The sequence below is a fragment of the Agromyces mediolanus genome (assembly GCF_044917495.1).
GTDB classification, from domain to species: Bacteria; Actinomycetota; Actinomycetes; order Actinomycetales; family Microbacteriaceae; genus Agromyces; species Agromyces mediolanus_B.
This window is the reverse complement of record NZ_JAVSSI010000001.1, coordinates 459,350-471,831: the sequence shown is the minus strand read 5'-3', so window position 1 is coordinate 471,831 and position 12,482 is coordinate 459,350. Positions and strand designations below refer to the sequence as shown.

Below are 12,482 nucleotides of genomic sequence, written 5' to 3'. Positions count from 1 at the left end.
ACGCTAGCGCGCGCGGACCATCCCGAGGAAGTACTCGTGGAAGCGGTGCTCCCCCGTGATCTCCGGGTGAAAGCTCGTGCCGAGGAGCGCGCCCTGGCGCACGGCGACGACTCGGCCGTCGGCGAGTGCGGCGAGCGGCGTCGCGAGCGGCCCGAGCGACTCGACCACCGGGCCGCGGATGAACGCGGCGCGCACGGGCGCTCCGCCGAGCTCGGGCACGTCGAGCTCCGTCTCGAACGACTGGTTCTGCGAGCCGAAGGCGTTGCGGCGCACCACGATGTCGAGCCCGCCGAAGGAGCGCTGGCCGGGGCTCGCGTCGAGCACCGTGTCGGCGAGCATGATGAGCCCGGCGCAGGTGCCGTAGACCGGCATCCCGCCCCGGATGGCCGCGATGAGCGGCTCGGCGAGCCCGAAGGTGCGCGCGAGCTTGTCGATGACGCTCGACTCGCCGCCGGGGATGACGAGGCCGTCGACCTCGGCGAGCTCGGCCGGGCGCCGCACGAGCGTCACCCGGGCGCCGAGCCCGGCGAGCACGCGGGCGTGCTCGCGGAAATCGCCCTGCAGGGCGAGGACGCCCACGCGGGGCCCGGCGGCGCCGGACCCCGCGTCGAGCGACTCCTCGCGGAGGGTGGTCGTCACCAGCCGCGCTCGGCGAGCCGGTGGGGGGCGGGCAGGTCGCCGACGTTGATGCCGACCATCGCCTCGCCGAGGCCGCGCGAGACGTCGGCGATGACGGATGCGTCGTCGTAGAACGTCGTGGCCTTCACGATCGCCGCGGCGCGCTGCTCGGGGTTGCCCGACTTGAAGATGCCGGAGCCGACGAAGACGCCGTCGGCACCGAGCTGCATCATCATCGCCGCGTCGGCCGGCGTCGCGACGCCGCCCGCGGTGAAGAGCACGACGGGCAGTTTGCCGGTCTCGGCGACCTCGAGCACGAGCTCGTACGGCGCCTGCAGCTCCTTCGCCGCGACGTAGAGCTCGTCGCGCGTCATCGACTTCAGCGCGTTGACCTCGCTCGTGATCTTGCGGATGTGCTTCGTCGCCTCCGAGACGTCGCCGGTGCCGGCCTCGCCCTTCGAGCGGATCATGGCGGCGCCCTCGTTGATGCGGCGGAGCGCCTCGCCGAGGTTCGTGGCACCGCAGACGAACGGCACGGTGAACTGCCACTTGTCGATGTGGTTCACGTAGTCGGCGGGCGAGAGCACCTCGGACTCGTCGATGTAGTCGACGTCGAGCGCCTGCAGCACCTGGGCCTCGACGAAGTGGCCGATGCGCGCCTTCGCCATCACCGGGATCGAGACCTCGGCGATGATCGCCTCGATCAGGTCGGGGTCGCTCATGCGGGCGACGCCGCCCTGGGCGCGGATGTCGGCGGGCACGCGCTCGAGCGCCATGACGGCGACGGCGCCGGCATCCTCGGCGATGCGCGCCTGCTCGGGGGTGACGACGTCCATGATGACGCCGCCCTTCAGCATCTCGGCGAGGCCGCGCTTCACGCGGCTCGAGCCCGTCTCGGGTACCGTCACAGGGAATCCTCTCGATCGAGCGCGAGCCCACCTCGCGCTTCGAAACAGACCAACGGAATCATTGTCCTAGGCCAAAATGTAGCATGGTCGTGGACACGAGGAAGGACCATGACGTGATCGCCGAGATCGAAGGGCGTTCGGCCGCCGAGATCGCCGACAGCCTGCGGGCGCTCATCGAGCGCGGCCGGCTCCGGCCCGGTGACGCGCTGCCCCCGGTCCGCTCCCTCGCCGAGCAGCTCGGCGTGAACCGCAACACCGCCGTCGCCGCCTACCGCCTGCTCGGCGCCTCCGGGCTCGTCGTCACCCGGGGCCGCGCGGGGACGCGGGTCGCCGGCGGCGCGCCGGTCCCGCAGGAGGGCTTCGCCGCGGACACCGCGCTCCGCGACATCGGCACCGGCAACCCCGACCCCGCCCGCATCCCCGATCCCTCCCGCGCCCTCGCCGGCATCGCCCGGCGCCCGGTGCTCTACGGCGAGCCGGTCATCGACCCCGGTCTCGAGCGCTGGGCCGACGACTGGATGCGGCACGACCTGCCGCCGGGCCTGCCCCTGCAGCTCACCGTGACCTCCGGGGCGGCCGACGCCGTCGAACGGCTCCTCGCCCAGGCGCTCACCCGCGACGACGCGGTGGCGCTCGAGGATCCGTGCTTCCTCACCAGCATCCACACGGTCCGCGTCGCCGGCTACCGCCCGGTCGCCGTGCCGGTCGACGCGGAGGGCATGACCGTGGACGGGCTCCGCGCCGCGCTCGAGCAGGGCGTCCGCGCGGTCATCTGCACGCCGCGGGCGCAGAACCCCACGGGCGCGAGCCTCAGCGCGCGCCGCGCCGCCGAGCTGCGCACGGTGCTCGCCGAGCACCCCTACGTGCTCGTCATCGAGGACGACCACTACTCGCTGCTCTCGCAACAGCCCTTCCACTCGCTGATCGGCCCCGAGCACCGGCGCTGGGCGCTCGTCCGCTCCGTCTCGAAGTTCCTCGGCCCCGACATGTGCCTCGCCGTCACCGCCGCCGACCCCGAGACCGCCGAGCGCCTCGCCATGCGGCTCACCCCCGGTACCACCTGGGTGAGCCACCTCCTCCAGCGGCTTGTGCACGCCCTCGCGACCGACCCCGCGGTCGAGGCCGGCATCCGCGCCGCCGGCGCGCACTACGCGGAGCGCAACCGAGCCTTCGCCGCGCTGCTCGCCGAGGAGGGGATCGCCGCCGAGCCCGGTGACGGCCTGAACGTCTGGGTGGCCCTCGGCGCCCCCGCGCGGGCGGTCACCGAGCAGCTCATGCGCCGCGGCTGGCTAGCCCGGCCGGGTGACGAGTTCGCCCTCGCGGGCGGCGCGCCACCCGAACGGCTGCGCCTCACGGTCCACGAGCTCGACGACGAGGAGCTGCGCCGACTCGCCGGCGATCTCGGCGCGTCGGTCCGGGCGGCGCGGGGCGCGAGCGGTCCCCTCGACGCGTCCCGCCTCGCCGAAGTGGGATGATCGTCGGATGAAGATCCTCTCGATCCAGTCGGCGGTCGCCTACGGCCACGTGGGCAACTCGGCCGCCGTCTTCCCCCTGCAGCGCATCGGCGTCGAGGTCCTCCCGGTCTACACGGTGAACTTCTCCAACCACACCGGCTATGGCGCCTGGCGGGGCCCCCTCATCGCCCCCGACGACGTGCGCGAGGTCATCGCCGGCATCGAGGACCGCGGGGTGCTCCCCCAGATCGACGTGGTGCTCTCCGGCTACCAGGGCGGCGAGGGCATCGCCGATGTCATCCTCGAGGCCGTCGCGAAGGTGAAGGCCGCCAATCCCGAGGCCATCTACTCCTGCGACCCGGTCATGGGCAACGCGAAGTCGGGCTGCTTCGTGGCACCCGCGATCCCCGTGCTGCTCCGCGATCGCGTGGTGCCCGCCGCCGACCTGATCACCCCGAACCAGTTCGAGCTCGGCTTCCTCACGGACACCGAGCCCGACACCCTCGAGTCGACGCTCGACGCGGTCGACCGCATCCGCGCGACCGGGCCCCGCACCGTCCTCGTGACGAGCGTCGAGCGCCCCCACCGCGAACCCGGCACGATCGAGATGCTCGCCGTCGACGAGCACGGCGCGTGGATCGTGCAGACCCCGCTCCTGCCGCTCAAGGCGAACGGATCGGGCGATGTCACCGCCGCCCTCTTCACCGCGCACTACCGCAGCACCGGCGACGCCGCGGACGCGCTCGCGCGCACGACGTCGAGCGTGTTCGGCCTCCTGGAGCGCACGCACCGCTCGGGTGAGCGCGAGCTCCAGCTCGTCGAGTCGCAGGACGACTACGCGAACCCGGCGATGCAGTTCACGGTGCGCCGGGTGCGCTGAGCCGACGCACGCGCGACGGATGCCCCCGCGGGTTCGAGCCCGCCGGGCATCCGTCGTCTCCGGGCGCTCGCCGGGCTCAGCGCACCAGCGAGACGCCGAGGGTCGCGAGCACGCCGAACACGACGCCCCACAGCACGATCGAGACGATCTGCCAGAAGATGACCGCGTTGCGGTTCGCGCCGAAGGAGACCATCGCCGCGGAGGTGATCTGGCTCGGTAGGATCGTCTGCCCGACGATGCTGACGCCGGCCACGCCGTACTTGTCGAACGCGCGGCGGAGCTTCTCCCGGCGGGGCGATTCCGGCGCCGCCTGCTGCTTCCCGGCGACGACCTTCGATCGCACGCCGTGCGCGGTCAGCACGAAGATCAGCATCGACACCACGTTGCCGATCACCGCGACGCCGATCGCGACCGCGGGCGGCAGCCCGATGAGCACGCCGACGACCGAGCCGAAGTACGACTCCACGAACGGGATTGCCGCGACGAGCATCACCCCGAGCCACTGGAGGTAGGCGGGGAGGGAGCCGGCGAAGTCCTGGAGCGCGTCGATCATGTCGGGCCTTTCGAGAGGGCGGGTCATCGCTGCGAGCCGCAGCGGGATGCCTCCAGCCTCTCGTCCCCGCCCGGGGCGCGGCAGTGCCGCGATGTCAGCGAACACCGTGGGATTCCGCGCTCCCGGACGTGACAAATGTCACTGCCATAGGCTCGGGGACATGCCTCCCGAACCCGCACGCAGCGTCCGTGCGACCTGGCTCTACACGCTCGTGTCGATCGTCTTCTTCTACGGCTTCTTCGATCTCATCGTCGGGCTCACGCTGCTCGAGGCGTACCTCGCCCAGCGCACGCCGCTCGTGCTCGCCGCCCTCGTGCTCCAGTTGATCGCGACCGCCGCACAGCTCCGCTACTGCTGGTTCCTGCACCTCGGCCGCGGCGGGGGGCTGCCGCACCCGGCCTGGACCGCCGTGCTGCTCCTGCCCGCGGCGCTCGTCTGGGTGCTCGGGCTCCTCGCCCCCGGCCTGGCGCTCACGAGCGCGATGCCGCTCTGGGCCGCGCTGACGCTCGTCGCACCGCTGCTGCCGAAGCCGCGCCGCGGTCTCCTGCTCGCCGTCGGTGCCGGGCTGACCGCGGCGCACGTGCTCGTCTCGGTCGCGATGCACGGCGGAGCCGAGACGGCCCGTGAGCAGTCCGCCGGCTGGATGATCGGCTTCTTCGCGGTCATGCTGCCGATCATGGCCCTCACGAGCCTGTGGTGGTGGGAGGTCGTCGTCCGGCTCGATCGGAACCGGCGCACCGCCGGCGAGCTCGCCGTCACCCAGGAGCGGCTCCGCTTCGCCTCCGACCTCCACGACATCCAGGGGCATCATCTGCAGGTCATCTCGCTGAAGTCGGAGCTCGCCGAGCGGCTGCTCGAGCGCGACCCGGAACGCGCTCGGGAGCTCGTCCACGAGGTTCGCCTGATCGCGAAGGAGGCGCTCGAGGAGACCCGCTCGCTCGTCGCCGGATACCGCCGGGTGACGTTCGACCAGGAGCTCGAGAACGCCCGGGAGGTGCTCACCGCCGCGGGCGCGCAGTGCACGCTCGCCCTGGGCCGGCCGCCGGCCGATCCCGCCGCCGAACGGGCGCTCGGCTCGGTCGTGCGCGAGGCGACGACGAACATCCTGCGGCACAGCGAGGCGACCGCCGTCCGGATCGAGCTCCTGACCGACGACGAGCGCAGCGAGCTGCGGATCACGAACGACGGCGTCGCACGGCCGGGCGACGACGCCGAGCGGGCGGGGATCGCCGCGGGCACCGGGCTCGCCGGGCTCCGCGACCGGCTCGCGGCCGTGGGCGGCTCGCTCACGACGGCGGTGGATGCCTCGGCCGGCACGTTCCTCGTCGTCGCGAGCGCGCCCGTCCGCTCGGCGGTCGGCGCGTGAGCGGCCACGAGCCCGCCGCGCCGCTGATCCGGCTCCTGGTCGCCGACGACGAGCACCTCATCCGCGGGGCGCTCGTGGCGCTCCTCGAGCTCGAGCCGGACATCGAGGTCGTCGCGACCGCGGACACGGGCACGGCCGCCGTCGAGCAGGCGCTCGCGGCGCGGCCGGACGTCTGCCTGCTCGATCTCGAGATGCCGGGCGCCGACGGGGTGGAGGCCGCCGCCCGCATCCTCTCGGCCGTCCCGACCCGCGTCGTGATCGTCACGAGGCACGCGCGACCCGGCGTCCTCCGCCGGGCGCTCGCGGCGAAGGTCTCGGGCTTCGTGCCGAAGTCGACCCCGGCCGAGCACCTCGCCGAGGTGATCCGCGATGTCGCCGCCGGGCGCCGGTACATCGATCCGGAGATCGCCGCGGCGGCGCTCACCGCCGAGCGCTGCCCGCTCACCGACCGGGAGCTCGACGCGCTCCGGCACAGCCGCTCGACGCTCAGCGTCCAGCAGATCGCCGAGCGACTGCATCTCGCGCAGGGCACGGTGCGGAACTACCTCTCGTCGGCGATGACGAAGCTCGACGCCGCATCACGGCACGAGGCGGCGGAGAAGGCCTGGCAGCAGGGCTGGATCTGACGCCGGGCGCGCCGTCGACCGAGGAGCGGCGCCGCGCCGGCGATCAGGCCGAGGCCGGCCAGGCCTCCGCGATCGTGCGCCGGACGTCGCCGAGGAGCTGCGGCAGCGCCTTCGTGCCCGCGATGATCGGGAAGAAGTTCGCGTCGGACGCCCAGCGGGGCACGACGTGCTGGTGCAGATGCTCCGAGATGCCCGCGCCGGCGATGCGCCCCTGGTTCATTCCCAGGTTGAACCCGTCGCAGCGCGAGACGGCGCGGATGACCCGCATCGCCGTCTGGGTCAGTTCCCCGATCTCGGCGACCTCTTCGGGCGTCGCCTGGTCGTAGGTGGCGATGTGCCGGTACGGGCAGACGAGGAGGTGCCCGCTGTTGTAGGGGTACAGGTTCAACAGGGCGTACGCGGTGCGCCCGCGCGCGACGATGAGGGCGTCCTCATCGCTGCGCTCGGGCGCACGGCAGAAGGGGCACTCGTGCGACTCCGGCTCGCCCTGCTGGATGTAGACCATCCGGTGCGGCGTCCAGAGGCGCTCGAACGCGTCCGGCGCCGCCGCGAACTCGGCGGACGACTCCAGCTGGAGCTCCTCGTCGCGCGCGTCGGTCATCCGAACAGGTCGTCCCGGCTCGTCACCTGGCGGTGGTCGCGGATCGCGGTGAGCACGTGTTCGATCGCCGCGTCGACCGCGACGCCGTTCTCCTGCGTGCCGTCGCGGAAGCGGAAGCTCACGGTGCCCGCCGAGCGGTCGTTCTCGCCCGCGATGAGCTGGAACGGGATCTTCTGCGTCGTGTGGGTGCGGATCTTCTTCTGCATGCGGTCGTCGCTCGTGTCGAGCTCGGCCCGCACGCCGGCGATGCGCAGCCGCTCGACGATGTCGCCGAGGTAGGGCGCGAACTCGTCGGCGACGGGGATGCCGACCACCTGCACCGGGGCGAGCCACACCGGGAAGACGCCCGCGTAGTGCTCGAGCAGGATCGCGAAGAAGCGCTCGATCGAGCCGAACAGCGCCCGGTGGATCATGATCGGGCGGTGCTTCTCGCCGTCCGAACCCGTGTACTCCAGCTCGAAGCGCTCGGGCAGGTTCGGGTCGACCTGGACGGTCGAGAGTTGCCAGGTGCGGCCGATCGCGTCGCGGGTCTTCAGGTCGATCTTCGGGCCGTAGAACGCGGCCTCGCCCGGCACCTCGGTGAGCTTCAGCCCGCTCGCGACGGCGACGTTGCGCAGCGCGTTCGTCGAGTACTCCCAGAACTCGTCCGAGCCGATCCACTTCGACTTCTCGTCGTCGCGCATCGAGAGCTCGAGCTCGAAGTCCTCGAGGCCGAAGTCGCGGAGCATCGAGATGACGAACTCGAGCACCCGCGTCGCCTCGGCCTCGAGCTGCTCGGGCGTGACGAAGAGGTGCGAGTCGTCCTGGGTGAATCCGCGCACGCGGGTGAGCCCGTGCAGCGCGCCCGAGAGTTCGTTGCGGTACACCGTGCCATTCTCGGCCAGGCGCATCGGCAGATCGCGGTAGCTGCGCGCCCGCTCCTTGTAGATGAGGATGTGCATCGGGCAGTTCATGGGCTTCAGGTAGTAGTCCTGGCCCTGCTTCGTGATGTTGCCCTCGGCGTCGCGCTCCTCGTCCATGACGATGGGCGGGAACATGCCCTCGCGGTAGGTCACGAGGTGGTTCGACTGGAGGAAGAGGTCCTCCTTCGAGATGTGCGGCGTGTACACGTAGGTGTAGCCGCCCTCGATGTGTCGGCGGCGGGCGTGCTGCTCCATCTCGCCGCGGATGATGCCGCCCTTCGGGTGCCAGACCGAGAGCCCCGAGCCGATCTCGTCGGGGAAGCTGAACAGGTCGAGCTCCTTGCCGAGCTTGCGGTGGTCGCGCTTCGCGGCCTCCGCGAGGCGGTGCTGATACGCGCGCAGCTCGTCCTTCGTGGGCCAGGCGGTGCCGTAGATGCGCTGCAGCTGGGGGTTCTTCTCGCTCCCCCGCCAGTATGCGCCGGCGACGCGCATGAGCGCCCAGCCGTTGCCGATCATGCGGGTGTTCGGCAGGTGCGGCCCGCGGCAGAGGTCCTTCCAGGCGACCTCGCCCGTCTTGGGGTCGACGTTGTCGTAGATCGTCAGCTCGCCGCCGCCGACCTCGACGTTCTCGTTGTCGTCGCCGGCCGAGGCGCTGCCCTTCAGCCCGATGAGCTCGAGCTTGTACGGCTCGTCCGCCAGCTCGGCACGCGCCTCCTCGTCGGTGACGACGCGTCGCACGAAGCGCTGGCCCGCGCGGACGATGCGCGACATCTCCTTGTCGAGCGCCTTGAGGTCGTCGGTGCTGAAGGCCTCGGCGACGTCGAAGTCGTAATAGAAGCCGTCGGTCACGGGCGGCCCGATGCCGAGCTTCGCCTCGGGGTTCACGTTCTGCACCGCCTGGGCGAGGACGTGCGCCGTCGAGTGCCGCAGGATGTTCAGCCCGTCGGGCGAGTCGATCGTCACCGGCTCGACGACGTCGGTCTCCGTGACCGTCGTGGCCAGGTCCTTGAGCTCGCCGTTGACGCGCATCGCGACAACGGAACGGTCGGTGAAGAGCTCGAAGCCGTCGGTCACCTGGTCCACTCCCATGCAGCTTGATCCGACCGCCGCGCCGGGCGTCGCGGTCGGATCGTCGATTATCCGGATGTCGCGGCGGATCGGATGCCGATCGCAGGCGATGACGCCGCCCCTCAACTGTAGTCGCGCGGCGGAGCCGTCTGCGCCGAACTGCGCGCCGCACCGGGACCGGTCGACGCGGACGGTCAGCGCTTCGACTTGCGGTACCCGGCGGCCCGCGCCGCCGCCTCGGTCGCGAAGCACTCCTCCGGGTTCGTCCTCGAATAGAACTGTCCGTACGGCATGTGGTAGATCATCGACTGGGCGTTGCCCTTGATCGGCGCCCACGACGGGCAGGTCCACGTGTCGATCGGCGTCGTCCGGCTGGGATAGACGATCGCCGCCGTCCGGGCCGACATCGCGCTGGCGCTCACGTACCCCGCCTTCGCCCCCGTCACCTTCACCGAGAGCCGCTTGCCCTTGAGGCTCGCCCAGACGGTGAGTGAGGCGCCGGTCGCGCCGGAGATCGCTGCACCGTTCGCGTACCACTGGTAACGGAACGTCGTGCCCGGGGTCCATGCGCCGGGCCGAGCCGTGAGCGTCGCGGTGACCTGCGCGTTCCCGCCGATGGTCGGCACCGCCGCGGTGAGGCATCCGCTGTTCGAGGCCGCCGCCGCGCTCACCACTGCTGCGCCGCCCATGATGACCTGTTTCGCTGCGCCGAGCCCGACGACCGCACTGCGCACGGAGTCCGGGACGCAGCCGGCGGTCGTGACGAAGAGCGGAGCTCCGAGTCGTCCTGCCAGCGCAGCACCCGCGAGTGCATCGGGGAAGTTCGCGCCTGTCGCCAGGAACATCGTGTCCGTGGCGCCGCGCGGGAAGAAGGCGACGTTGATCGCTGCAGCGGTGTCGTATCGGGATGCCCCGCCGTATCTCGTGACCTGGAGCCCGCCGCGTGACAACTGACTCTCGATGCCGCTCGAGACCACGGCCGTCCCGCCGACGAGGACCACCTCGCTCGCCCCGAGCCCCGCGATCACGGAGAGGGTCGCCGAGTCGAGCGACTTGGCCGTACCAGGGACGAGGAGGACGGGCGCCTGCTGCGCGCCCGCCGCGCCCGTGGCGGCGAGCGCGTCGGGGAACGACGCGCCGGTCGCGAGGAAGACCGTGTCTGCGGAGGCGAACAGTTCCGACACGATGGCGCGGCCGGTTTCGTACCGGCCACTCCCTTCGAGCCGCTGCGTCGGCGCGATGCCCTTCAGCGTGCGCATGACCCCGTTCGAGACCGCGCCGGTACCCCCGACGACGTAGATGCGCTCCGGCGCCAGCCGCGCGATCTCCGCCGCCACTGCCCCAGGCAGCTCGGTCGGGGTGGTCAGCAGGAGCGGGCCGCCGAGGAGCGCGGCGGCGGCGGCCGCCGAGAGCGCGTCCGGGAAGTTCGTCCCGGTCGCGACGAAGACGGCCGGCACCCCGGGCGCGTAGCGCTTCGAGACGCTGATCGCGGTGTCGTACCGGGACGCCCCCGCCAAGCGCGTCTGCCCCGCGGGGAACGCGGTGATCCCCGAGACGCCGGCAGCGGCAGACAGCGAATCGTCGGGGACGGGCGGCGCCTCCGACGCCGTCGCCGGCGATGCGACGAGCAGGGTCGAAACGAGAGCCACCGCAGCGAGGAGCGCGGATCCAGCACGAACAGGCACGATGCCCACCTTCCCCGGCACCGTCGTGGCGCCGTTCGACGCGCCTCGGGTCGGCCGGGTCGGACGTCTCGACTCAACGTAACGGCAGACTCGGTCCGGTTCATGCCCCAGCTCTGGGGACGCGGACTCGGCCACCGAATGGCCTGCGAACGCTGTTGAAACGACGAACGCCCCGGCTGCTGCCGGGGCGTTGCATGTGGTGGGCGATACTGGGATCGAACCAGTGACCTCTTCCGTGTCAGGGAAGCGCGCTACCGCTGCGCCAATCGCCCGTGTCAAGTCGAAAGGAATTCGGCTTGGAGGTGGATACGGGATTCGAACCCGTGTATACGGCTTTGCAGGCCGCTGCCTCGCCTCTCGGCCAATCCACCGTGTCTGGGTTCACCACCAGAAACCAGAATCGGGCTTGCGCCCGATTCTGATCAGAGCGGATGACGAGACTCGAACTCGCGACCCTCACCTTGGCAAGGTGATGCGCTACCAACTGCGCCACATCCGCGTTATCGCCGTTTCCGGCAACACAGAAACTGTAACTGAAAGAGTGAACGATTCACAAACCGAGGATGGCTCCCCCACGGTTCGGCCCGGTCAGCGGACGAATCCGCACGTGCAACCCGGGCGTGTCGAGTGCCGACGCGACGCTCCGGCGGCGGACGGCACGAGGTCGGACACGCCCGGGATCCGGCGCCCGCCCGCCCGATGTGCATTCACCCCTCGGCGTCGGCTACTATCGAACCCGCGGCACGACGCGTTCGTGCCCGAATCCCTCTGGGCGATTGGCGCAGCTGGTAGCGCGCTTCCTTCACACGGAAGAGGTCGTCGGTTCGAGCCCGGCATCGCCCACCAGACAAGCCCCCGGCAGCAGCCGGGGGCTTCGTCGTTCCGCGGGCGGCGTCCGCTTCGACGCCGGACCGCTCACCCGAGCTGCGGCTCGCCGACGGGACCGGGTGCGTCCCGCCCGCTGCGCGTTCCTCCTCGTTGAGCGGCCGCACCGGCCAGCACCACGAGCGCGACGCCGAGCAGCTGCACCGGGCTCGGGAGCTGGCTCAGCACGAGCAGGCCGATGAGCACGCCGAACGCGGGCTCCACAGCGAGGAGCGTGCCGAAGGCGCTGTGCGTCATCCGGCGGAGCGCGAGCATCTCGAGCGCGAAGGAGATGACCGGGGTGACGAGCGCGATCCCGGCGACGAGCAGCAGCACCCGCCAGTCGAACGCTCCCCCGAGCACCTGCGGCAATCCCACGACGGTCGTGAACACCGCCGCGACGGGGATCGTGAGCGCGAGCCCGCTGATCCCCGCGAAGCGATCGCCGACGTGCTGCGTCAGGAGGTTGTAGCCGCCCCAGCAGACCCCGGCGATCGCGGCGAACGCGACGCCGAGGAGGTCGATCTCGCCGTGCCAGGGCTCCGTGAGCAGGACGACGCCGACGAGCGCGAGCAGCGCCCACAGCAGGCCGCTCCGACGCCGGCTCGCGAAACCGGCGACCGCGAGGGGCCCGAGGAACTCGATCGCCACGGCGGTGCCGAGCGGGATCCGCTCCACCGCGGCGAGGAAGAACGTCGTCATGAACCCCGTGACGGCGCCGAGCGCGAGGAGCGCCGGAAGGTCGCGACGCCGGATCCCCCGGAGCGACGGTCGCACGAGGAGGAGCAGGAACACGCCGCCACAGCACATACGGAGCCAGGCGGTGCCGGCCGGGCCGATCTGCTCGATCACCCCGACCGAGAGCGCGTTCGACAGCTGGATCAGGAGCATCGCCGCGATCGACATTGACCACGCGGGAACCCGGAGCTGCAGTCGTCCGGTCATCCGGCGACCTCG

The 12,482-nt window shown here is 71.6% G+C and carries 11 protein-coding genes and 4 tRNA genes; 5 read left to right on the top strand and 10 right to left on the bottom strand.

Annotated features, from left to right (window positions below; all coding sequences use genetic code 11):
• Positions 1–3: 3 nt before the first annotated feature.
• Together pdxT and pdxS are read right to left on the bottom strand one after the other, a co-directional pair.
• Positions 4–639 carry a pyridoxal 5'-phosphate synthase glutaminase subunit PdxT gene (pdxT, locus tag ROT00_RS02260; RefSeq protein WP_404772006.1) on the bottom strand — a complete coding sequence of 212 codons (636 nt, stop codon included), beginning with the start codon at positions 637–639 and terminating at the stop codon, positions 4–6.
• The gene (pdxS, locus tag ROT00_RS02255) at positions 636–1,526 is read right to left on the bottom strand and encodes a pyridoxal 5'-phosphate synthase lyase subunit PdxS (RefSeq protein ID WP_279399732.1); all 891 of its coding nucleotides are present in this window, start codon (positions 1,524–1,526) and stop codon (positions 636–638) included. The genes pdxT and pdxS overlap by 4 nt, the downstream gene beginning before the upstream one ends.
• A gap of 89 nt (positions 1,527–1,615) precedes the next feature.
• On the opposite strand from pdxS, the gene ROT00_RS02250 reads away from it, so the two are divergent.
• Positions 1,616–3,001 (top strand): aminotransferase class I/II-fold pyridoxal phosphate-dependent enzyme, encoded by a 1,386-nt coding sequence (locus ROT00_RS02250; protein ID WP_404772004.1) that lies wholly within the window; start codon positions 1,616–1,618, stop codon positions 2,999–3,001.
• A gap of 7 nt (positions 3,002–3,008) precedes the next feature.
• Entirely contained in the window at positions 3,009–3,860 is an 852-nt protein-coding gene (pdxY, locus tag ROT00_RS02245; RefSeq protein ID WP_404772002.1) for a pyridoxal kinase PdxY, read from the top strand.
• A 76-nt stretch (positions 3,861–3,936) separates the two neighbouring features.
• Here the strand turns inward: pdxY and ROT00_RS02240 are convergent, their stop codons facing one another.
• On the bottom strand, positions 3,937–4,413 hold the full coding sequence (locus ROT00_RS02240) for a hypothetical protein (RefSeq protein ID WP_404772001.1): 477 nt from the start codon (positions 4,411–4,413) through the stop codon (positions 3,937–3,939).
• Between the two features lie 160 nt (positions 4,414–4,573).
• Here ROT00_RS02240 and ROT00_RS02235 point away from each other — a divergent pair, with 160 nt between their 5' ends.
• Positions 4,574–5,779 carry a sensor histidine kinase gene (locus ROT00_RS02235; protein ID WP_404771999.1) on the top strand — a complete coding sequence of 402 codons (1,206 nt, stop codon included), beginning with the start codon at positions 4,574–4,576 and terminating at the stop codon, positions 5,777–5,779.
• A 23-nt stretch (positions 5,780–5,802) separates the two neighbouring features.
• The gene (locus ROT00_RS02230) at positions 5,803–6,405 is read left to right on the top strand and encodes a response regulator transcription factor (RefSeq protein WP_404772146.1); all 603 of its coding nucleotides are present in this window, start codon (positions 5,803–5,805) and stop codon (positions 6,403–6,405) included.
• Between the two features lie 43 nt (positions 6,406–6,448).
• Here ROT00_RS02230 and ROT00_RS02225 read toward each other — a convergent pair whose 3' ends face one another.
• The 6 genes from ROT00_RS02225 to ROT00_RS02200 form a co-directional block, all read right to left on the bottom strand.
• A complete protein-coding gene (locus tag ROT00_RS02225) occupies positions 6,449–7,006 on the bottom strand; it encodes an HIT family protein (RefSeq protein ID WP_404771997.1) in 558 nt (185 codons plus the stop codon).
• Complete coding sequence (gene thrS / locus ROT00_RS02220; RefSeq protein ID WP_404771996.1) at positions 7,003–8,997, bottom strand: threonine--tRNA ligase; 1,995 nt, start codon at positions 8,995–8,997, stop codon at positions 7,003–7,005. Before thrS ends, ROT00_RS02225 begins: the two co-directional genes overlap by 4 nt.
• 173 nt (positions 8,998–9,170) lie before the next feature.
• Positions 9,171–10,625 carry a cell wall-binding repeat-containing protein gene (locus ROT00_RS02215; protein ID WP_404771995.1) on the bottom strand — a complete coding sequence of 485 codons (1,455 nt, stop codon included), beginning with the start codon at positions 10,623–10,625 and terminating at the stop codon, positions 9,171–9,173.
• Between the two features lie 233 nt (positions 10,626–10,858).
• Positions 10,859–10,933: transfer RNA gene (locus tag ROT00_RS02210), tRNA-Val, on the bottom strand.
• A gap of 25 nt (positions 10,934–10,958) precedes the next feature.
• Positions 10,959–11,032 (bottom strand) — tRNA-Cys (locus tag ROT00_RS02205).
• 55 nt (positions 11,033–11,087) lie between these two features.
• A tRNA-Gly gene (locus ROT00_RS02200) sits at positions 11,088–11,160 on the bottom strand.
• A gap of 271 nt (positions 11,161–11,431) precedes the next feature.
• On the opposite strand from ROT00_RS02200, the gene ROT00_RS02195 reads away from it, so the two are divergent.
• A tRNA-Val gene (locus ROT00_RS02195) sits at positions 11,432–11,507 on the top strand.
• Positions 11,508–11,576: 69 nt separating this feature from the next.
• Here ROT00_RS02195 and ROT00_RS02190 read toward each other — a convergent pair.
• The gene (locus tag ROT00_RS02190; protein WP_404771993.1) at positions 11,577–12,470 is read right to left on the bottom strand and encodes an EamA family transporter; all 894 of its coding nucleotides are present in this window, start codon (positions 12,468–12,470) and stop codon (positions 11,577–11,579) included.
• Between the last annotated feature and the right edge of the window lie 12 nt (positions 12,471–12,482).